This window comes from Pseudomonas sp. Irchel 3F3, from assembly GCF_900187545.1.
GTDB lineage: Bacteria > Pseudomonadota > Gammaproteobacteria > Pseudomonadales > Pseudomonadaceae > Aquipseudomonas > Aquipseudomonas fortuita.
Window position 1 is genome coordinate 83199 of sequence record NZ_FYDS01000010.1, and the last position, 18430, is coordinate 101628.

At 60.4% G+C, this 18430-nt stretch carries 27 protein-coding genes; 25 read left to right on the forward strand and 2 right to left on the reverse strand.

Translation table 11 applies throughout. The features are described 5' to 3' along the window. Positions 1-17: 17 nt before the first annotated feature. Both CKW35_RS21670 and CKW35_RS21675 read left to right on the forward strand, forming a co-directional pair. Positions 18-341: a phage holin, lambda family gene (locus CKW35_RS21670; protein WP_010952643.1), complete on the forward strand. Its 324-nt coding sequence runs from the start codon at positions 18-20 to the stop codon at positions 339-341. 3 nt (positions 342-344) lie between these two features. Beyond that, positions 345-575 carry a hypothetical protein gene (locus CKW35_RS21675; RefSeq protein WP_016485700.1) on the forward strand — a complete coding sequence of 77 codons (231 nt, stop codon included), beginning with the start codon at positions 345-347 and terminating at the stop codon, positions 573-575. A 55-nt stretch (positions 576-630) separates the two neighbouring features. On the opposite strand, the gene CKW35_RS21680 is transcribed toward CKW35_RS21675, so the two are convergent. Further along, positions 631-867 (reverse strand): hypothetical protein, encoded by a 237-nt coding sequence (locus CKW35_RS21680; RefSeq protein ID WP_016485701.1) that lies wholly within the window; start codon positions 865-867, stop codon positions 631-633. Positions 868-947: 80 nt separating this feature from the next. Here CKW35_RS21680 and CKW35_RS21685 point away from each other — a divergent pair, with 80 nt between their 5' ends. The 20 genes from CKW35_RS21685 to CKW35_RS28285 all read left to right on the forward strand — a co-directional run bounded on the left by CKW35_RS21685 (position 948) and on the right by CKW35_RS28285 (position 15988). Further along, complete coding sequence (locus CKW35_RS21685; protein WP_070086602.1) at positions 948-1289, forward strand: HNH endonuclease; 342 nt, start codon at positions 948-950, stop codon at positions 1287-1289. 160 nt (positions 1290-1449) lie between these two features. Beyond that, positions 1450-1950, forward strand: coding sequence for a terminase small subunit (locus CKW35_RS21690; RefSeq protein WP_014756107.1), 501 nt, complete (start codon positions 1450-1452; stop codon positions 1948-1950). 3 nt (positions 1951-1953) lie between these two features. Then, on the forward strand, positions 1954-3633 hold the full coding sequence (locus CKW35_RS21695) for a terminase large subunit (RefSeq protein ID WP_016485703.1): 1680 nt from the start codon (positions 1954-1956) through the stop codon (positions 3631-3633). Positions 3634-3783: 150 nt separating this feature from the next. Continuing rightward, positions 3784-5082 (forward strand): phage portal protein, encoded by a 1299-nt coding sequence (locus tag CKW35_RS21705; protein ID WP_095116847.1) that lies wholly within the window; start codon positions 3784-3786, stop codon positions 5080-5082. Positions 5083-5098: 16 nt separating this feature from the next. Continuing rightward, positions 5099-5956 carry a head maturation protease, ClpP-related gene (locus CKW35_RS21710; RefSeq protein WP_016485705.1) on the forward strand — a complete coding sequence of 286 codons (858 nt, stop codon included), beginning with the start codon at positions 5099-5101 and terminating at the stop codon, positions 5954-5956. Between the two features lie 2 nt (positions 5957-5958). After that, positions 5959-7140, forward strand: a complete 1182-nt coding sequence (locus CKW35_RS21715) for a phage major capsid protein (protein WP_095116849.1) — start codon at positions 5959-5961, stop codon at positions 7138-7140. 48 nt (positions 7141-7188) lie between these two features. Next, on the forward strand, positions 7189-7731 hold the full coding sequence (locus CKW35_RS28280) for a hypothetical protein (protein ID WP_159971692.1): 543 nt from the start codon (positions 7189-7191) through the stop codon (positions 7729-7731). Between the two features lie 4 nt (positions 7732-7735). Further along, positions 7736-8077, forward strand: coding sequence for a head-tail connector protein (locus CKW35_RS21725; protein WP_016485708.1), 342 nt, complete (start codon positions 7736-7738; stop codon positions 8075-8077). Continuing rightward, positions 8074-8400 carry a head-tail adaptor protein gene (locus CKW35_RS21730; protein WP_080641003.1) on the forward strand — a complete coding sequence of 109 codons (327 nt, stop codon included), beginning with the start codon at positions 8074-8076 and terminating at the stop codon, positions 8398-8400. The genes CKW35_RS21725 and CKW35_RS21730 overlap by 4 nt, the downstream gene beginning before the upstream one ends. Before the next feature lie 8 nt (positions 8401-8408). Then, positions 8409-8579 carry a hypothetical protein gene (locus CKW35_RS28405; protein ID WP_016485709.1) on the forward strand — a complete coding sequence of 57 codons (171 nt, stop codon included), beginning with the start codon at positions 8409-8411 and terminating at the stop codon, positions 8577-8579. Between the two features lie 3 nt (positions 8580-8582). Next, the gene (locus tag CKW35_RS21735) at positions 8583-9083 is read left to right on the forward strand and encodes an HK97 gp10 family phage protein (RefSeq protein WP_016485710.1); all 501 of its coding nucleotides are present in this window, start codon (positions 8583-8585) and stop codon (positions 9081-9083) included. Then, complete coding sequence (locus tag CKW35_RS21740) at positions 9076-9462, forward strand: DUF3168 domain-containing protein (protein WP_016485711.1); 387 nt, start codon at positions 9076-9078, stop codon at positions 9460-9462. Before CKW35_RS21735 ends, CKW35_RS21740 begins: the two co-directional genes overlap by 8 nt. A 56-nt stretch (positions 9463-9518) precedes the next feature. Continuing rightward, a complete protein-coding gene (locus CKW35_RS21745; protein ID WP_016485712.1) occupies positions 9519-10019 on the forward strand; it encodes a hypothetical protein in 501 nt (166 codons plus the stop codon). 40 nt (positions 10020-10059) lie between these two features. After that, entirely contained in the window at positions 10060-10404 is a 345-nt protein-coding gene (locus CKW35_RS21750) for a hypothetical protein (protein ID WP_016485713.1), read from the forward strand. Then, a complete protein-coding gene (locus CKW35_RS28650; protein WP_016485714.1) occupies positions 10401-10637 on the forward strand; it encodes a hypothetical protein in 237 nt (78 codons plus the stop codon). Before CKW35_RS21750 ends, CKW35_RS28650 begins: the two co-directional genes overlap by 4 nt. A 45-nt stretch (positions 10638-10682) precedes the next feature. Further along, complete coding sequence (locus CKW35_RS21760; RefSeq protein ID WP_095116850.1) at positions 10683-13973, forward strand: phage tail tape measure protein; 3291 nt, start codon at positions 10683-10685, stop codon at positions 13971-13973. Next, positions 13973-14311 carry a phage tail protein gene (locus tag CKW35_RS21765; RefSeq protein ID WP_095116852.1) on the forward strand — a complete coding sequence of 113 codons (339 nt, stop codon included), beginning with the start codon at positions 13973-13975 and terminating at the stop codon, positions 14309-14311. The genes CKW35_RS21760 and CKW35_RS21765 overlap by 1 nt, the downstream gene beginning before the upstream one ends. Next, positions 14308-15057: a phage minor tail protein L gene (locus tag CKW35_RS21770; RefSeq protein ID WP_095116853.1), complete on the forward strand. Its 750-nt coding sequence runs from the start codon at positions 14308-14310 to the stop codon at positions 15055-15057. Before CKW35_RS21765 ends, CKW35_RS21770 begins: the two co-directional genes overlap by 4 nt. A gap of 2 nt (positions 15058-15059) precedes the next feature. Beyond that, positions 15060-15815 carry a C40 family peptidase gene (locus CKW35_RS21775; protein ID WP_095116855.1) on the forward strand — a complete coding sequence of 252 codons (756 nt, stop codon included), beginning with the start codon at positions 15060-15062 and terminating at the stop codon, positions 15813-15815. A 26-nt stretch (positions 15816-15841) separates the two neighbouring features. After that, positions 15842-15988, forward strand: coding sequence for a hypothetical protein (locus CKW35_RS28285; protein ID WP_016485719.1), 147 nt, complete (start codon positions 15842-15844; stop codon positions 15986-15988). Here the strand turns inward: CKW35_RS28285 and CKW35_RS21780 are convergent. Next, the gene (locus CKW35_RS21780; RefSeq protein ID WP_016485720.1) at positions 15985-16182 is read right to left on the reverse strand and encodes a hypothetical protein; all 198 of its coding nucleotides are present in this window, start codon (positions 16180-16182) and stop codon (positions 15985-15987) included. The genes CKW35_RS28285 and CKW35_RS21780 overlap by 4 nt on opposite strands. A gap of 32 nt (positions 16183-16214) precedes the next feature. On the opposite strand from CKW35_RS21780, the gene CKW35_RS21785 reads away from it, so the two are divergent. The 3 genes from CKW35_RS21785 to CKW35_RS21800 all read left to right on the forward strand — a co-directional run bounded on the left by CKW35_RS21785 (position 16215) and on the right by CKW35_RS21800 (position 18421). Next, complete coding sequence (locus CKW35_RS21785; protein ID WP_016485721.1) at positions 16215-17120, forward strand: lipopolysaccharide kinase InaA family protein; 906 nt, start codon at positions 16215-16217, stop codon at positions 17118-17120. A 256-nt stretch (positions 17121-17376) separates the two neighbouring features. After that, positions 17377-17796, forward strand: coding sequence for a hypothetical protein (locus CKW35_RS21795; RefSeq protein WP_016485722.1), 420 nt, complete (start codon positions 17377-17379; stop codon positions 17794-17796). A 40-nt stretch (positions 17797-17836) separates the two neighbouring features. Beyond that, on the forward strand, positions 17837-18421 hold the full coding sequence (locus CKW35_RS21800; protein ID WP_024717333.1) for a tail assembly protein: 585 nt from the start codon (positions 17837-17839) through the stop codon (positions 18419-18421). Positions 18422-18430: the final 9 nt, after the last annotated feature.

An 18430-nucleotide genomic window follows, 5' to 3' on the forward strand; every position in this document is an offset into this window, starting at 1 on the left:
AAAAGGGAGGAACCGAGATGCCAAACATGCCCGAGAAGGATCCTGGCCTGTGGGCCGCTGTGCTCACCTGGGTGCTGGCCCATCAGCCCCAGCTGTATGCCGCTGGCTTGTCGGTCGCGATCGCCGTCCTTCGGGTGGTGTATGGCGGCGGCACCCGCCGGCAGATGTTCTTGGAGGGCGCCTTGTGCGGCCTAATCACCTTGGCCCTGGTGCCGCTGCTCGAATGGATGGGCCTGCCACAGGGCATGGCCACCTTCGCCGGTGGCATGGTTGGTTTCATGGGAGTGGAAAAGCTTCGCGGCTACTCCGATCTGTTCCTGTCTCGCAAGGCGCAGGGGTAAACGATGAACCGAGACCAGATTGCGACAGCGAACAGCCTGTTCTTCAAGCGCGACCAGGTGCAGCGACGGTTGGATACGTTGCTGAGCGGTTCCGGTGTTGCACTTGCGATTACTGGTGACTACCAGACGCCAGAGGTTCTGGCGACGATTATAACGCCGCTGGCAGATCACTTCAGGAGCGAGCTGACCGCCATAGACGATCAGCTCAAGCTGATGGGGTGGAGCGGCGAGTAAGCGGCCGGCCTTCTGAGTCGCGCCACGACTTGGTGAAGCGCCATTTCGTGGCGGTTCAGTCTGTGCGCAGCAAAGGGAATAACTCCTCTGGGTTTCGTGATTCGGCATTCATCTTGTTGCACGTCTCTGCGGCTTCAGATCTGGTTTTAAAGCTGAACTTCCGTCTTTCCTTCTCCTGATTGTCATAGATATCAAAGCCGCCCGAAATGGTGGCGGCATAGAACCGGTTACCAATTTGGAAGGACTCGCCTTCGATTGGCACAGCCGGAACGATAACGAATCTTGGTTGCATGTTCGAGCCTCCCCAGGCAGATACCTAAGTATTAGATGCAATCATGAATGATCGCAGTCTGACTCATATAAGGTCGACGAATGGCAGGACGGCTCAAGACCCTCGATTCTCGAATCAAAGAGAGTATCGGTACACGAATCAAAGTTGTATCGCCGGGGAGTTGGCGAAGTGGCATGACCAGCTCCCAGCGTGGCTACGACTACAAGTGGCAGAAGGCCAGAGAGCAATACTTGCGCGACAACCCGCTATGCGTCTACTGCGAGCGGAGTGGCCGCACAACAGCGGCAAGTGTTGTCGACCACATCGTTGCTCACCGTGGAGACATGATTCTCTTCTGGGATCAGGCCAATTGGCAGAGCCTCTGCAAGCCCTGCCACGACTCGGTCAAGCAGGCCGAGGAGGCTGCCGGCCTAGGTGGCTGAGGCGTCAGCAGATCGTCGCGAGGCGGCCGGGCGAACTCATGAAGCACGTCAGTGACATGCTTCGAAAGGGGAAGGGGGGGAAAAAGCTAGGGGTTCTCATCTAGCTAGACCGCCTCCGACCCCACGTAGACATTTTTCTCCCCCCTAAAGGTTTTTGTTAATGGTGTTAACAGACAAACAGCGACAGTTTGTTGACGCTAAGGCTCGGGGCGCGTCCAACAAAGAAGCAGCGGAAGCCGCGGGCAGTAAGCCCTCTACTGCTGCCGCAGCTGGTTCGCGCTGGGCCAATGATCCGAAGATCGCATCCGCAATTCTGGCTCGTAGAGCAGAGCTCAGTGTTAACCCTGAGCCGAGAAAGCGGCGCAGCAAAGCGAAGGCCGATGAAGCCAATGAAGACCCCGTCGAGATGAACGAGGCCGACGGAGAGTTCCTTAGCTGCCTGCCTTCAACCAATGATCCATTGGTCTGGCTGCTCGCGCTGATGAACGAACCCCGGGCGAAAGTCTTCGACCGGCGCAACGCTGCGCAGACCGCCGTGCCGTATATCCACGGGAAGAAGGCCGAGGCGGGCAAGAAAGAGCAAAAGGCGGAGGCCGCGAAAGAGGCCGGCAAGGGCAAGTATTCCCAAAGCAAGCCGCCGCTTACTGTCGTCAAGGGGTGACGCATGCTTTGGACCACGGCCTGCCCTGACTGGTGGCGGCGCCTGGCTGCCAGCGAATCAATCATCCCCGAACCGCTTTTTCCCCAGGAAGCAGAGGAGAGTCTGGAGGTTTTCAAGGGGCTGCGCATTGTCGATGCCCCAGGTAGCCCAACCATTGAAAGTGCATGTGCCCCATGGGTACTGGCTTTCGCAGGGGCTGTTTTCGGCAGCTATAACAGCGAAACAGGCGAACGCCTGATTCGGGAGTTCATGCTTTGCATCCCGAAGAAGAACAGCAAGTCGACCATCGCTGCTGCAATCATGCTGACGGCCCTGGTCCGCAACTGGCGGATGTCAGCGGAGTTCATCATCCTCGCTCCGACTAAGGAGATTGCCGACAACGCCTTCGTCCCAGCCAAGGACATGGTCAACAACGACGAAGAGCTGAAGGACCTGCTGCACGTGCAGCCACACCTTCGGTTGATCACTCACCGCGAGACGGGCGCCACGCTGAAGGTCGTCGCCGCTGATAGCGACGTGGTGGGCGGCAAGAAGGCCGTTGGGGTGTTGATCGACGAGGCATGGCTGTTTGGCAAGAACCCGAAAGCCGCCGACATGATTCGGGAGGCCACCGGTGGCCTGCTGTCCCGACCTGAAGGCTTTGTCATCTGGCTGACCACTCAATCGAACGAGCCGCCGGCCGGGGTGTTCCGGTCGAAGCTGAATTATGCCCGTGGCGTGCGTGATGGCCGCATCAACGACAATCGGTTCCTGCCGATCATCTACGAATTCTCGAAAGAGATGATCGACAGCGGCGCCGCGCGCAAGCCCGAGAATTTCCACCTGGTGAACCCAAACATGGGGTTCTCGGTGGATCGCCCCACGCTTGAACGCCTGTTCATGCAAGCGGAAATCGACGGCGAAGCTGAGTTGCGTGGTTTCCTGGCCAAGCACCTAAACATCGAGATCGGCCTGGCCCTGATGTCGGACGCCTGGGTAGGGGCAGAGTTCTGGGAGCCGCAGGCGGCCACCTGGCTCAACCTGGAGCAGATCCTTGAGCGGTGCGAGGTCATTGATGTGGGCGGTGACGGTGGCGGCCTGGACGACTTGCTCGGGCTTGCCGTCATAGGTCGAGAGGCTGGTACGCGAAGGTGGTTCCACTGGGCGCATGCCTGGGCCCATCCCTCGGTGCTTAAGCGGCGCAAGTCCGAAGCACCCAGGCTAAAGGATCTCGAAGCGATTGGCGATTTGACCATCGTCAAGCGGATCGGCGATGACGTCGAGGAATTCGCTGCCATCGTCAAGCGCATCAACGAGACGGGGCTGCTCGACAAGGTCGGGCTCGACCCCGCGGGAATCGGTTCTGTTCTCGACGCCCTGGCTGATGCCGGTGTCGAGGAAGACAAGATTGTTGGCATTTCCCAAGGCTGGAAGCTAACCGGCGCGATCAAGACGACAGAGCGCAAGCTTGCCGAGGGCACGCTGCTGCACTGCGGCCAGCCGCTCATGGCCTGGTCGTGCGGGAACGCCAAAGGCGTCCCGTCGGCCAACGCCTTCTTGATCACCAAGCAGGCCTCGGGCACGGCCAAGATCGATCCGCTCATGGCTACTTTCAACGCCGTTTCTCTGATCAGCCTCAATCCTGAAGGCCGCGGGGGAATGGACAACTTCATGGCAGGCATTCGGGATCCACTGATCGCATGAACGCATTTCATATTTTCATCGCCTGCTCAGTGGTCGCTTTCTGCTTGGCATGCGGGGGCGTCTGGATGCTGGCTGGTACCGGCTGGGCTTTGCTCGCGGGATCGCTGAGCTTTTTCTGCATCGCCGGCTTCATCCGCAGAGGGCTTGTCAGTGATTAAATCTCTATCCCAGGCATTGGGAGCTGCTGTCACCAAGCCTTCAGCCAGCATGAGTGAATGGCTCGGCAAGACCATCAAGCTGTCGGATGGAGGTTTCTGGAGCGGTTTCAACGGTGCCCAGTCCAGTAGTGGGAAGTCAGTCAGCGTCGACAAGGCCATGCGCCTGTCCACAGTGTGGGCATGCGTCCGGATTATCTCGACCTCGGTGGCCGGCTTGCCGTTGAGCATCTACCGGCGGATGCCGGACGGAAGCCGGGAAAGTGCCCGGGACTTCCCGCTGTACGACGTTGTGCATAACAGCCCCAACGAGGATATGGCCGCCTTCCATTTTTGGCAGGCAGTCGTCGCTTCGATGCTGCTCTGGGGGAACGCCTATTGCGAGATCCACCGATCTGCTGGTCGGGTCATCGCTCTGGACTTCCTGATGCCGTCGAGAGTCGACCTCGAGTTCGATGATGACGGACGACTCAGATACTTCTTCAGGCCCCGTAAGGGCGCACGTCGAGAGATTCAGCGGCAGGACATGCTGCACATCCCAGCCTTTACCCTGGATGGTCGAGTCGGCCTTTCTGCTATTCGGTACGGAGCGGATGTGTTCGGTTCTGCGATGTCTGCAGATGATGCTGCCAACAGCACCTTCCGTAACGGCATGATGCCCACGGTCGCGTTTTCGGTCGACAAGACGCTGAACCCGGCCCAGCGCGTTGAGTTTCGTGAGTACGTGAAGACGATCTCCGGGGCGTTGAATGCCGGCAAGAGCCCTGTGCTCGAGCAAGGCGTGAAGCCGGAAATGATCGGCATCAACCCTGCTGATGCGCAGTTGCTGGAGTCGAGAGGACACAGCATCGAGGAAATCTGCCGCTGGTTCGGCGTCCCACCCTGGATGGTGATGAAGACCGACAAGGGCAGCAACTGGGGCACTGGCCTGGAACAGCAGCAGATCGCGTTTCTCACCTACTGCATCATGTCCTTCACGGCGCCTATCGAGCAGTGCGTAAACAAGTGGTGCATGACGGCTGTTGACCGGATCAAGTTCTACGCAGAGTACTCACTTGAAGCGTTCTTGCGTGCGGATAGCGCTGGTCGCGCGGCCTATCTCAGCACGATGGGGCAGAACGGCTACATGACCCGAAACGAGGGCCGGCGGAAAGAAAACCTTCCGAGCATGCCGGGTGGCGATGTACTGACCGTGCAATCCAACCTGGTGCCACTTGACCAGCTGGGCAAGCAAAACGATAGCCAGGCCGCACGGGCCGCACTGATGAACTGGCTCCAACAGCCGGAAAAGTAAATCAAGGGAGCAATCCATGAAGCACAAGATCCAGTCTCGCGGCCTGCGCAGCGAGATGAGCCCGCGCGCGCTCGAAAAATGGAATCCCGCGATCCAGGCGGCAGTCGAGAACACCTCGGACACCATCACTGTTTACGGAGTGATCGGCGAAGACTGGTATGGCGAAGGCGTCACGCTGAAACGAATCGATGCCGCTCTGCGGGCCATCGGCGAGCGAGATGTCACCGTCTACATCAACTCGCCAGGCGGCGACATGTTCGAAGGCATCGCCATTTACAACCGTCTGCAAGAGCACAGCCATGAGGTCACCACCAAGGTGCTCGGCATGGCCGCCAGCGCGGCTTCGATTGTCTTCCTGGCTGGCAAGAAGCGTGAGGTGGCCAGTAGCGCCTTCCTCATGATCCACAACTGCTGGACCTGGCTCGCTGGCAATCGCAATTACCTGCGTGATATCGCCGACGACATGCAGGAGTTCGACGCCGCGATGGCCGACCTCTATGCCGAGACCAGTGGGCAGTCGGCAGAGGACATGGCTGAGCTGATGGACGACGAGACCTACATCCGTGGCAAGCGCGCCGTGGAGCTGGGCCTGGCCACCGGGCTGTTGTCGTCGACAGAGGTCACCGAGCGCGAAACCGAAGACGCCGCGCAGGCCAATGCACTCAAGGCCATGGATGTAGCCCTGGCCAAGGGCGGCATGCCTCGTTCCGAGCGCCGTGAACTATTCGCCAGTTTCAAGTCCGGTATGCCTCGCGCTGCCGGCGGGGGTACGCGTAACGCTGCCCCGCCCGATAAGCCCAGCGCTGTCGCGCCAGACCTCTCCGCCTCTCTGAGCGCGGCAACCAACCTCCTCAATTCTCTGAAAGGAAAGTGACCATGGACTTTGAAGCCCAAGTCAAGGAACTCAACGCCAGCCTCAAGGGCATTGGCGATCAGATCAAAAGCCAGGCCGAGGCGACCGAGAAGCAGATCAAGGCCTCCGGCGAAATGAATACCGAAACCCGCGCCAAGGTTGATGAACTGCTGACCAAGCAGGGCGAGCTTCAGGCGCGATTGGGCGAGGCCGAGCAAAAGCTCGTGAACGCAAGCCGGGATCGCAACCATCAGGAGGAGCCGCAGAAATCGGTAGGCGCCTTCGTGATCGAAAGCGAAGAAATGAAGGACATGAACTCGTCCTTCCGCGGTTCTCGTCGTGTCTCCGTGCCGCGTGCGGCCATCACCACCGCAACCGGCGGTGACCTGGTGCAGACGCAACGTCTGCCGGGGATTATCGCCCCGGCTCAACGTCGACTGACCGTTCGCGACCTGGTCGCGCCGGGTACCACCGAATCGAACTCCATCGAGTACGTCCGTGAGACTGGCTTCACCAACAACGCCCGCACCGTAGCGGAGACCACTGCCAAGCCGTACTCCGATCTGACCTTCGGCCTGACCACTGCGAACGTGCGGACCATCGCTCATTTGTTCAAAGCCAGTCGGCAGATGCTGGACGATGCCAAGGCCCTGCAGAGCTACATCGACGGTCGTGCACGCTACGGCCTCAACATGGCTGAAGAGGCTCAGTTGCTGTACGGCAACGGTACCGGTGTGAACCTGCAGGGCCTCATGACCGTTGCTCAACTGTACGCCGCCCCGGCTGGCGTTGCAGTAGTGGGCGAGCAGCGCATTGACCGCCTGCGTCTGGCTCTGCTGCAGGCCGAACTGGCCGAGTTTCCATCGGACGGCATCGTGCTCAACCCGATCGACTGGGCGGCCATTGAGCTGACCAAGGACGGGGAAGGCCGCTACATCATCGGTCAACCGCAAGAGGGCACTAACGCGAAGCTGTGGAATCGTCCGGTGGTTTCCACCCAGGCCATGACCCAGAACGACTTCCTGGTTGGTGCCTTCAAGCTCGGCGCTCAGATCTTCGACCGCATGGAAATCGAAGTGTTGATCTCGACCGAGAACAGTGATGACTTCGAGAAAAACATGGCAACGATTCGTGCTGAAGAGCGCCTGGCCTTTGCCATCTATCGCGACGAAGCGTTCGTTACTGGCCCGTTGGTCACCCCTTAACCATCCCGCAGATCGGCGCCAGAAATGGCGCCGCAATGGAGTAATCCAATGGCACGTAAACAGGAAACACCAGCCTCCACGGCTGATGCGAAGAATCCGGTCTCGACCGTTGACTCCACTGATGGCCCGCCTGAAGGTGACTCGCTTCTTTCGCCGGCCGCGGCACCCCCTCCAGCAAGCGGTGACCCGGGCGTTTCGGGCGACTCGGGGGCTCCTGCAACCGCTCGAGCTCCAGCGGAAGGCTCGGGCGTTGTGCCGGCACAAGGACAAGCAGTCGCTGGCACTGGCTCGGATGTCGTCACGGGCGATCAGGGTGCTAGCTCCGGCATCGCCGCTACTGACGCTGCGTTATCCGAAGACGCCAGTCAGGCCGCTTCAACCTTGGCTGATAGCAGCACCAGCGCTGATCAGTTGGCACAAGAGGGCCAGGCCAACCCTAACCCTGCGACTCTTCAGATTTATCCGCTGCGGTCTTACATGGATGAAGGCGAGCTTCGTCGTCGTGGCGGGCCTGCTTATACGGTCCCGCGCCGGCATGCGGAGGAACTGGTGCAGCGGAATCTGGCATCGCTCGAACCGCTGAAGGAGTAAGGGTATGTCGGTCATCAGCTTGACCATTGCCCGGCATCATCTCCGAGATCCCGACGATGATGACGAATACCTGGAGCTCCTGATCGAGGCGGCAGAAGGGCAGGCTATGGACTATCTGAACCGTCGCTTCTACGCAGATCAGCAAGCGCTGGACGAAGCTGTCGCTGCCGACGATGCCGGCGAGTCCCCCATGGTCTGCAATAAGCAGATCAAGGCTGCCTGCTTGCTGATCCTCGGCCACCTTTACGCCAACCGCGAGGACGTCGTGATCGGGACCATCGCCACCGAACTGCCGCAAGGTTCGAAGGCGCTCCTGACGCCACATCGTATCGGGTGGGGCATATGAGGGCCGGTCCGCTGCGTCATCGGCTGCAGGTGGCTCATCGACACGAGGAGAGGAATAAATCCGGGGGCGCCACAGTGACGTGGCTGCCAGCTACTCGCCCTGAAATGTGGGGTGAGGTTCGTACCCCAAGCGGTCGGGTCATTGCGGTGGCTGAAAAGCTGAGTGCTGTTGTAACCGCCGAAATCATCGGCAGGCCGCGCCCAGATATCGTCGCAGGATCGCGCCTGACACGCCGGGGGATCACCTACCAGGTTGAGGCCGTTTTGCCGGACAACGAAAACTCCTTGATGAGGCTTCTCTGCTCATCGGTACCTAACCCATGAGGTGAATGATGAAAATTAGAGCACTAGGCCCTCTGACGGGCGCATCTGGTGAGCGTGAGAAGGGCGAAGAATTCGAGGTCGACAAGGCCTATGGCGAAGGCCTGATTGCCCGGGGCTACGCCGAGGCGGTCACCGACAAGGCCGCGAAGCCAGCGAAGGCCGATGCGGCCAAGGAGTAGGGAATGGCGCGCCGGTCGAGCATTCGCGGCGACATCCGTCTACGCCGGACGCTGCGCAACATCCACAAGACGATGGACAACGAGTTGCAGCCCGCGATGCTAGAGGCGGCGAACCGCATCCTGGAGACCCAGCGAGAGTTGATGCCCAAGGACACCGGAGCGGCTGCTGCCGCGCTCAGGGTTTACGTTTCGCCCAGCGGTTTAGATGCCCAGATCGGCATTCGTGGCAAGCGCGACAACCGGCGGTTTTTCTACCTGCGCTTCATCGAGTACGGCACCAAGGGCTATACCGGCGGTAAGCGAGCCGGTGATCGCAACCGGCGTGTCACCAACAAAAGCGACGGCACCCACTTCTTCGGCAAATACCCGGATATCCCGGGCAGGCCGGCCCACCCGTGGCTGCGTCCATCTATCCAGGTAAACCGCGAGTATGTCATGGCTGACATCAAGGCCGCCGTGAACCGTACGCTGCTCAAAGCGAGCCAGGGGGTCGGCAATGGCTGATCCATCTGTGGCGCTGCAGGAGGCCATCTTCGCCAGGCTTCAGGCCGAGGTCAGCTGCCCGATATACGACGGCGCGCCCTTGAATGCTGAAATGCCCTACGTATCCATCGACAGGGAGGTATCGGTCAACAGCAGCCCAATCGCTGGCCGCAAGCGCGAAACGCGCCTGTTGTACCTGTCCGTCTGGTCCGATGCCGTGGGTCAGGCCGAGGTTAAGCGCATCAACGGCGAAGTCATCGCCGCTTTGGACGAGCGTCGTCTCCCATTGGAGGTGGGGCGCGCGGTATCCATCCGGGTCGAGCAGGTCGACGCTCAGCGCGACGCCGACGGCATTACTTACCAGGGCTCGATCACCTTCCGCGTGATCACTACCCACTGAACTACCCATCTGCCGCGCCGCGGCTTTTATCCAATGTGCCTTTTGGAGGAACCCTCATGGCCGACGACAACCTCAACACAGCCGCGGGCTGCCGCCTTGCCATCGGCGGAAAGACCGGTGCCGATAGCGAAACCAAGTACCAGGCCGACACGTACGTACAGGTGGGCGAGATCGAAGACCTGGGCGAATTTGGCGACACCTTCAGTGCCGTAAACTTCACTTCCCTGAGCGATGGTCGCGTGCGCAAGTACAAGGGCACCGCCGACGCGGGGAACATGACCATGACCGTGGGCCTGGACAGTGGCGATGCTGGTCAAAAAGCCGTGGCGGTGGCGCACAAGGACCGCTCCAAGGGCAACTACAACGTCAAGGTCACGCTCAACGATGGTGACCCAGATGCAAGCCCTGTCATCCTGCCCACCACCTTCTATTTCGGGGTGAAGGTGATGAACAACACCGTGGCTCCAGGTGCGGCCGATAACGTGGTGCGTCGCAATATGACGTTCGCGATCAACACCGACATCATTGAAATCCCTGCCGGCCCGGCAGTCCCTTGACCGAAGGGGCTGAGCCCCTTCCTTCGTTGCGAGAATCCCAATGAGCGAAGCCTTGCATGGCACCGTCACGCTGATGATCGGTGCACGCAGCTACACCCTCAAGCCGACGCTGGATGCGGCCCTGCGCATTGAGGCCCGCTTTGGCGGGTTGCGCGCAGCCCTGGAGTCCATGCGCCTGATGAGCATTGCTGCTTGCGCAGACATCATCATCGCCGGCGCCGACCTGAAGCCCGATCAGCACCCGGCCATCGCCGGTGAAGTATTCCACTCCGGTGTAGCCAAAGTGTCCGGTCAGCTGACCGAGTTCATCACTGTCCTACTCAACCCTGTGCCGCCGAGCGTTGCCGCCCGGGGAAAGGACGAGGCGGCCAGCACAGCGCAGTGAAGAACGGCAGCTACGTCGATTATCTATTCGGCGTGGCCACCGGCTGGCTTGGCTGGCCGCCTGACACCGCGTGGCATACCCCCATCCCGCAGATCATGCTTGCGCTCGATGCCTGCCTCGACTGGACAGGGCGCGGGCAGGCTGGCCAAGGACCAGCCCCAACTGCGCCCCAGAAGCGGGAGAGCGTCGCCGAAAAGCTCAAGAACTTCCTGCGGGGGAGGCCTAAACAGTAGATAGCGTGCCGCCTCCGGGCGGTTTTTTTGTGCTTGGAGATTTGCATGGCCGACCAACAAGTCCAGGGGATGCTGGTCCAGATCGAGGCCACAACGGCTCAGCTGCGCCGGGAGCTGGCCAATGCTGACCAGGTGGTGGCCCGCACCACGGATTCGATCGACCGCAATCTGGCCCAAGTCGACTCCGCGTTTGATAGCGCAGGTGGCGCGGCCCAGCAGGCTGGCGTGCTCATCCGCGGCGCCTTTGCCGCCGTGGCCGGTGCAGGCATCATCGGCAGCATCATCAAGCAGGTCGACGCCTACGGGCAGATGTCGGACCGGATGAAAGCTGCCGCTGGCAGTGCTGGCGAATACCAGATGGTGCAGGAACACCTGCTGCGCACGGCCCAGGAAACCTACCGCCCCCTGGCCGAGGCCCAAGAGCTGTACATTCGCACTGCCGATGTCATGCGCAGCCTGGGGTTCAACACCCAGCAGACGCTCGACATCACCGACAGCTTCAGCTTCCTGCTGGTGACCAACGCCGCCGCCGCCGACAAGGCAGGCTCAGCGCTGGATGCCTACTCTAAAGCGCTGCAAATCGGCAAAGTCGAGGCCGATGGCTGGGTGTCCATTCAGGAGGCCATGCCGACGATCGTCACGGCTATCGCCAACGCCACCGGCAAGAGCGCTGAAGAGATCCGGAAGTTGGGGGTACAGGGCAAGCTATCGCTTGACGACATCAATACCGGGCTGCTGCGCACCGTTGAGGCCAACCGTAAGGCTGCGGCTGATATGTCCACCAGCGTACAGGACGCCTTGGTGAACATCGGCAACGCCGTGCAGACCTTCCTCGGAGGGATGGAAGAGCAGACCGGCGCCGTAGCAGGCCTGTCGAATGTGCTGATTGCGCTGGCCGACAACGTCGACCTGGTGGCCGTGGCCATGGGGGGAGCTGGCGTCGCCGCGTTGACCAACTACGTCGCTAAGTCTGGGTTAGCCGTAAAAGCGGCGCTGGCCGACCGCGCCGCGCGTATCGCTCAGGCCGAAGCGGTGTTACAGGCGGCCTTAGCCGATCAGCACAAAGCCGAAACCGCTACCATCCTGGCAGCTCGCGAAGCAGTGGCGGCGCGTGGCACTGCTGTACAGACCCAACTGTCCATCCAACTGGCGCAGGCGCGGCAGCGCGAAGCAGCTGCTACCACCGCGGTAGCAACTGCACAGGCCGGCCTTCGGACAGTCAGTGCAGGCCTGCTCAGCGTTCTGGGCGGTCCGATGGGGCTTGCCCTGTTGGCCGGCACGGCGGCTGCCAGCTTCCTGCTACTGAGCAACAACGCCGATCAGGCAGGCGTTAGCCTGGAGGATCTGCGCAAGCCGGTCGCCCAGCTTCGGGAGGAATTCGCAAAGCTCAACAAGGACCAGCGCGAAGCATCGCTGGTCAAGTGGCAGCAGGAACAGATCTCCTCGGCGGAAAAGGTCAAGGATGCGTATGGCGAACTGGCCCAGTCCATCCGCTCTGCCGTGGTCACTGCGCCGGCGCGTGACTCCGGTGGTCAGTACAACAGGCAGTTGGCTGAGTACCAAGGCCTGGTTGATCGGCTCAACGAAGCGCGCACGGCGGGCCAAGGGCTTTCACCGATCCTGCAAGAGGTCGGCAACCGTCTTCAGCTGCCGTCCAGCACGGTGCAGCAGTGGATTACCCAGGCCGGTGCGGTCAGCGACGCCGACCAGCGCTCGAACCTGATCGCCGAGACGCTGCGGGTGCTCACCGGCGTCACCCAAGAAAACACCTCGGCCACCCAGGCGAACAACGCCGCGAAGGTTGGCATGAGCTCGGCGGGGCAGACCTACCTGGAGACGCTGCAGAAGCAGCTAGCCGGCCTCCAGGACAACGGCGATGCGACGAAAATCGCCAACCGCTACATCGCGGAAAACGCTGACCTCACCGAAACAGATCGTCAGGCGATTCTTTCGGCGGCCAGCGCGATCGAGTCGCAGAAGAAGGCCAACAAGGATGCTACTGAGGGCAGCAAGGACCGCACGAAGGCGCTGAAGGATGAGATCAAGGCCCTCGACGCGATCATCGACCGCGCGTTGCCGGAGAAAAAGCGGCTGGAGGATCTGGCGGAGGGTGTGCAGGGGCTGCGCAAGGCGCAAGCCGCGGGCAAGATCACCGCCGCCGAGATGGAACTTGGCATCAAGAACCTGAACACGGCCTACGCCGACCCGGTTTTGCAGAAGCGTGCCGAGGAGGAGAAGAAGCTTGCAGAGATCCGCCGCAACAGCGCGGAGGCCTATCGCAAGGCTATGGAAGTGGTGCTGCAGACCCGGCAAGACGCCATCGACGCAGACGTGTCCGGCGTCGGCATGGGCGACGACCAGCGCGAGGAGGCCGATCGGCTGAACGCGGTGCGGCAAAAGTATGCCGAGTCGCGCCGGCAGTTGGAGGAACAGCAGGAGGATGTCTCGCGCCGGCTCAGCCAGGACGCCTATCAGCAGCGGCTAGCTGATCTCGCCGACTACCAGGCACGGGAGCTGCAAATGGAGGTCGACGGCTTCGAGGCCCGCCTTGAAGCTCAGCGCGACTATCGCAACGGCGCCAAACGCGCCTGGGCGAACATCCAGTCGGACGCCGCGAACGTGGCGGGGGCAACCGACGACATGCTCACCACCGGCTTCAACTCGGCTCGCGATGCTGTGGCCGAGTTCGCCATGACGGGTAAGGCCAACTTCAAGAGCTTCGCCGTAAGTGTGATCTCTGACATGGCCAGGATTGCAAGCCAGCAGGCAGCTAGCTCGCTGCTAAGTGGGTTGGTCGGGCTGGGCGTATCTGCGGTGGGGAGCTACTTCGGCGGTGGTGGGGGTAACGGCATGGCACCGGGGTCTGCAGGCGCCGTCTCGTCGAATCTTGGTGCGTCACAAGCTGGCTATGGCAGTGCGTATTTTCCGCAGGCATTGGGCGGCGCTTGGTCTGGCGGTGTGCAGCTTTTCGCCAAGGGCGCAGGGTTCGCTACCAATTCCGTTCTCAACACCCCGACGATGTTCGGCATGGGCAACGGTGGACTTGGTGTCGCTGGTGAAGATGGGCCCGAGGCAATCATGCCACTGGCGCGGGGTCCCGATGGGTCTCTTGGTGTGCAGATGGTCGGGGGCGCCGGCGGTGGTTCGACAGTGCTTCAACTCAGTATTCCGGTTGCCGTGACTTTGGAAGATCGGAGCGGGGATGGCATGGAGTTGGACAGCGCCGCGCTGCAGCAAAACATGGAACGGCAAATGAGAGGAGTAGCGGAAAGGGCTATTTCCGATTCCTGGCGAGCCGGGGGTTTGAGCCATCGAAACAGTAATGGGAGGCACTGATGGCGATCGAAAGTTTCACCTGGACACCTGACGATGAAGCCGGTGGCGACAGCACCCTCCGGACCCGGAAGTCGCAGTTTGGCGATAACTATGTGCAGGTCTCCACCAATGGTTTGAACGCTGAGTCGGACAGCTGGGCGCTGTCATTCGGCGGCTTGGCTGACGAGATCGCGCCTATCCTGGCCTTCATCCGTCGCCACCGCGGTGCCAAGTCATTTTTATGGACCAATCCCGAAGGCGTGCTCGGTTTGTACCGGTGCGAGTCCTTCCGTCAGCAGCGTAAGCCGGGGGCCGTGATCCTGCTCACTGCGACCTTTGAAAGGGCGTATCACCCATGAGCTTGATTACACAGCTGCAGAAGCTTGAACCGGGCGCGGAGATCCTGCTGTTCGAACTGGATGGCTCGGATTTTGGCGCCGACATGCTGCGGTTCCATGGGCATGCAATACCGCACACTGCACAGGAACTGGCCGCTGCTGGCGCGAACGCCGACCAGCTGCCGGCCAAGTCGATCTGGTGGCAGGGCAACGAATATGGTGCCTGGCCCATGCAGATCGACGGCATCGAGGCGAACTCGGACGGCACCGCCGTTCGGCCCACGCTGACTGTTGGTAACGTCAACGGCAGGATAACGGCGCTATGCCTGGCCTTTGACAACCTGCTCGAGTTCAAACTGACGATTCGCCACACCATGGCGCGCTACTTGGACGCGGCAAACTTCCCCTCGGGTAACGCGGAGGCCGATCCGGCAGAGGAAGCGATCGAGGTTTGGTATATCGATCAGAAGGTGTCCGAGAACGGCACCACAGTGGCTTGGGAGCTTGCCAGTCCCGGGGATGTCGGCGGGGAGACGATCGGCCGGCAGATGACGCAATTGTGTCACTGGGCGATGACCGCTGGATACCGTGGGCCGAACTGCGGCTACACCGGTTCCTATTTTGACCTAGACGGCAACCCTACTGACGATCCTGCCAAGGATCAGTGCAATGGCTGCCTCGACACTGGGTGCACAGTCCGTCACGGCCAAGGCAACCAACTGCCCTTTGGCGGCTTCCCGGCCGTTTCCCTTATCGCACGGAGCTGACCATGCGCAAACACATCCTCGCCGCGGTGCAAGCACACGCCGCGGCTGAGTATCCGCGCGAATGTTGCGGGTTGATCATCGCCGTGGGCCGCTCCCAGCGATACCTACCGTGCGACAACACTGCGACCGATCCGGCCGAAGAGTTCCGCATCTCGCCGGAGCAGTACGCTGCCGCTGAGGATCAGGGCGAGGTAATCGGTATTGTGCACTCGCATCCGGACGCGACCAGCAGGCCGTCGCCGCGCGACTCGGCCATGTGTGAAGCCACGGGCTTGCCCTGGCACATCCTTTCGTGGCCGGAAGGCGACCTGCGAAGCATCATCCCTACCGGGCACACGCCTTTGCTTGGCCGACAGTTCGTGCATGGTGCCTGGGACTGCTGGCAGGTATGTGCAGATTGGTACAAACGCAAGTGGGGGCTGGAGTTCCCGGCCTATGCACGGAATGAGGGGTGGTGGGAGCAGGTAGACGGCCCGAGCCTGTATGAGCAGGCATACGAAGCGGCCGGCTTTTATCAGGTGAGCCAGCCGCAGCGAGGCGACATGATCGTCATGGCAGTGGGCCGCACTGCGCACCCGAATCATGCCGGCATCTACCTGGGCGCCGACGCACAGCTACCCGAGGAGCACGCCCAAGTCTTCGGGCCTGGCCCCTTCATGCTGCATCACCTGCTCGGCAGGCCATCAGAAATCATCGTGTTCGGCGGGCCATGGCTCGACCGGACGCGCCTTGTGTTGCGTCATCGGGACGCGAAATGAAGCGGCTTGGCCGCACAGGAGCTTACATGAACGCTGCTCATCAGAAACTTCAGTCCCTGCAGGGGCAAATCAATTCCTTGGCATCGGTCATTGCCTCCCTTCAGCAGCAGGTAGAAATCCTGCAGCAAGCCAATCAAGGGCAGCGAGAGCGCTCACTGCCCGAGGCAAATTAAGCGTTAGTTACCAGATGTTTAGCTGCCGCTCGGGCGAGCCTGTCGATTTCTTCGAGGTTGAATGCTTCGACGGGCTTCCCTTCCAGCTTGATGTTCACGCTCACGTTGCAGTTGTGCTCATCCATGAGGATCACTTGGGCAGTTACTGGTTGGGCGGCGCGGTTGAAATTGATGTTCTGTAGCTTGAGCCCCATGGGGTTCTCCTTGTGGTTTGGCGCCCCAGTCCATGGGCTTTCCGGCAACGGACCGGGGCGGTTCGGTGGAGGTGCAAAACTACTATGGCGAAATGCTGGCGCGGTACTGGTATTTCATCCAAATTGGCACAGTAGATAGGAACTGTGTCAGTTCTGTCCCCATGCTTAAGCGTCGTTTTTCTTGTGATTTAGCTGTTATATTCTGGATCTTGCAGGCAAACGGCCGCCAAGCTACCAGGTGTTCTATGACTATAAACTCTACTAATGTGGGGCTTTCCAATCTGCCTCTAGGAGATATTCTCAACGCTCCAGGAGTTTGGGTAGAGCCCCCGAACGTACGTAGAGGGGGTGAGAGCGGTGTGTTGCGGATAGAGCTAGACGGTCTGACTTTTTACAAAAAGCAGCAAGTCGGGCATGTCTATCGGAGTTTGCGCCACCCTTTAGGCTATCCAACAGTCGCCCGCGAGGCAAAAGCCCTTCGTGCGGCCGCATCATTGGGAGTCGCTACCCCGGCACTCCTGCACAGCCATATACATAAACTCGACGGTGAGTGGCAGGCGGTGATGTTGACGGCGGCTCTTGACGGCTATCTGTCGTTGGAGGATTTCTACGCCCAGAAGGTAGAAAGAACGGTGGGACGCCATCGGCATCTCGAGATTTTAGAGGCGTATGGCCGAGTACTGGCCAAGCTAAACCATGGAAGGTGGCAGCATGGTTGCTTGTACCTGAAGCATGTCTTTGTTGATTTCAGCGAGCCATGCGTGAAGGTAGCTTTGCTCGATCTTGAGAAGGCTAGGAAGCGTTTCACCGCGAAACAAGCTGCCCGTCATGATCTCAGGCAGGTCAAGCGTCGGTCTGGATGGGGTGACGAAGAGTGGAGCGCGTTCTGGCTGGGCTATAGCTATTCGTTCGGCCAAGGTGCTGAGCTGCTGCTTTGAAGGCTTGCTGTAGTTATTGCAGGATCAAATGCGAACTCTGATCTTCGTCCTGCGAATCTGTATGCTTGCAGGCTGCTCTTCGTCCGAGGCCTCCAGGGTTCGTGGTGAACCCCGCGAATGCATTACCTACCGCTCCATGATGACTGCGCCAATGATGCCGGATGTGATGGAGAGGATAAGAGCGGAATGCGAGGAATCGCGTCGATGATCAAGGGGGTGCTGTGGTAGATTCCCGCCATCAACAAGGAGGGGTCACATGCGAATTCTGATCGGTGTGGTGGGACTGGCGTTGCTGGCAGGGTGCGCAACATCTCCGGTTCCGCTCACAGAAGCTGAGCAGGCCCCAAAAAGTCGGGTCACCGGTTATCAGTCTGAGGTAGGCGAGGGCGGGAGGATCATCGTCACCCGTGATAGTGGATTCGCAGGAGCAGGCTGTTATGCGACTGTATTTATCAACGGTGAGCCCGTCGCCCGGCTCAATCCCAAAGAAAAAGCTTATTTCAACGTGCCTGCCGGTGAGTGGATGGTTGGCGCGGCGCTTGAAGGCAAAGCACTCTGCGGAATGAATGCGGAGCGACTAGAAGCGGAGGCTCTCGTAAAGCCAGGGCAGACCAAGAAGTACCGAATCTACACGTCCGCAGATGGGGACGTGAGCGTGAAACCAACGACGTTCTAAACAGCCGCCTCCGGGCGGCTTTTTACTGCCCGGAGGAAACATGGCAGCAACAGTAGCTCACAACGCTTCGATGACAGGAATTCGGTTGGGCGGGTTCTTGGGTAAAAAATACGGCAAGAAGCATAGTTTTCTTCTGGATCGGGGCGATCCTAAAGAAGCAGCCAAAGCGCTCGACGCAAACTACCCCGGATTTGCCAGAGATCTCATTGAGGCAGAAAGCCGAGGCCTGAGGTTCGCAGTATTCAAAAACGGCAAAAACATCGGAGAAGGCGACCTTGATATGGGCGGGGCGCGTGAGCTCTGGTTTGTTCCGATTGTTGCAGGCAGCAAGCGTGCCGGGTTGCTGCAAACTATCGTTGGCGCTGTTCTGGTTGCTGCAAGCTTTTTCGGTGCGCCGACTGCCCCGCTGGGAGTCGCACTGATGGCTGGCGGTGTCATCCAGATGCTCAGCCCCCAGGCCAAGGGGCTATCGCAGAGCGCAGCGCCCGAGAACCTACCGTCATACGCCTTCGGCGGCGCCAAGAACACCACAGCCAGCGGTAACCCCGTCCCGATTTGCATCGGCGAACGCCGCTGGGGCGGGGCGATCATCTCAGCCTCGATCGAGGCGCAAGATAAGGCCTAGCGCCAACTC

Bases quoted from the DNA above. Each gene is read 5' to 3' on its own strand.
- CKW35_RS21670 (WP_010952643.1), top strand. From the start codon at position 18: ATGCCAAACATGCCCGAGAAGGATCCTGGCCTGTGGGCCGCTGTGCTC.
- CKW35_RS21675 (WP_016485700.1), top strand. From the start codon at position 345: ATGAACCGAGACCAGATTGCGACAGCGAACAGCCTGTTCTTCAAGCGC.
- CKW35_RS21680 (WP_016485701.1), bottom strand. From the start codon at position 867: ATGCAACCAAGATTCGTTATCGTTCCGGCTGTGCCAATCGAAGGCGAG.
- CKW35_RS21685 (WP_070086602.1), top strand. From the start codon at position 948: ATGGCAGGACGGCTCAAGACCCTCGATTCTCGAATCAAAGAGAGTATC.
- CKW35_RS21690 (WP_014756107.1), top strand. From the start codon at position 1,450: ATGGTGTTAACAGACAAACAGCGACAGTTTGTTGACGCTAAGGCTCGG.
- CKW35_RS21695 (WP_016485703.1), top strand. From the start codon at position 1,954: ATGCTTTGGACCACGGCCTGCCCTGACTGGTGGCGGCGCCTGGCTGCC.
- CKW35_RS21710 (WP_016485705.1), top strand. From the start codon at position 5,099: ATGAAGCACAAGATCCAGTCTCGCGGCCTGCGCAGCGAGATGAGCCCG.
- CKW35_RS21715 (WP_095116849.1), top strand. From the start codon at position 5,959: ATGGACTTTGAAGCCCAAGTCAAGGAACTCAACGCCAGCCTCAAGGGC.
- CKW35_RS28280 (WP_159971692.1), top strand. From the start codon at position 7,189: ATGGCACGTAAACAGGAAACACCAGCCTCCACGGCTGATGCGAAGAAT.
- CKW35_RS21725 (WP_016485708.1), top strand. From the start codon at position 7,736: ATGTCGGTCATCAGCTTGACCATTGCCCGGCATCATCTCCGAGATCCC.
- CKW35_RS21730 (WP_080641003.1), top strand. From the start codon at position 8,074: ATGAGGGCCGGTCCGCTGCGTCATCGGCTGCAGGTGGCTCATCGACAC.
- CKW35_RS28405 (WP_016485709.1), top strand. From the start codon at position 8,409: ATGAAAATTAGAGCACTAGGCCCTCTGACGGGCGCATCTGGTGAGCGT.
- CKW35_RS21735 (WP_016485710.1), top strand. From the start codon at position 8,583: ATGGCGCGCCGGTCGAGCATTCGCGGCGACATCCGTCTACGCCGGACG.
- CKW35_RS21740 (WP_016485711.1), top strand. From the start codon at position 9,076: ATGGCTGATCCATCTGTGGCGCTGCAGGAGGCCATCTTCGCCAGGCTT.
- CKW35_RS21745 (WP_016485712.1), top strand. From the start codon at position 9,519: ATGGCCGACGACAACCTCAACACAGCCGCGGGCTGCCGCCTTGCCATC.
- CKW35_RS21750 (WP_016485713.1), top strand. From the start codon at position 10,060: ATGAGCGAAGCCTTGCATGGCACCGTCACGCTGATGATCGGTGCACGC.
- CKW35_RS21760 (WP_095116850.1), top strand. From the start codon at position 10,683: ATGGCCGACCAACAAGTCCAGGGGATGCTGGTCCAGATCGAGGCCACA.
- CKW35_RS21765 (WP_095116852.1), top strand. From the start codon at position 13,973: ATGGCGATCGAAAGTTTCACCTGGACACCTGACGATGAAGCCGGTGGC.
- CKW35_RS21770 (WP_095116853.1), top strand. From the start codon at position 14,308: ATGAGCTTGATTACACAGCTGCAGAAGCTTGAACCGGGCGCGGAGATC.
- CKW35_RS21775 (WP_095116855.1), top strand. From the start codon at position 15,060: ATGCGCAAACACATCCTCGCCGCGGTGCAAGCACACGCCGCGGCTGAG.
- CKW35_RS28285 (WP_016485719.1), top strand. From the start codon at position 15,842: ATGAACGCTGCTCATCAGAAACTTCAGTCCCTGCAGGGGCAAATCAAT.
- CKW35_RS21780 (WP_016485720.1), bottom strand. From the start codon at position 16,182: ATGGGGCTCAAGCTACAGAACATCAATTTCAACCGCGCCGCCCAACCA.
- CKW35_RS21785 (WP_016485721.1), top strand. From the start codon at position 16,215: ATGGGCTTTCCGGCAACGGACCGGGGCGGTTCGGTGGAGGTGCAAAAC.
- CKW35_RS21795 (WP_016485722.1), top strand. From the start codon at position 17,377: ATGCGAATTCTGATCGGTGTGGTGGGACTGGCGTTGCTGGCAGGGTGC.
- CKW35_RS21800 (WP_024717333.1), top strand. From the start codon at position 17,837: ATGGCAGCAACAGTAGCTCACAACGCTTCGATGACAGGAATTCGGTTG.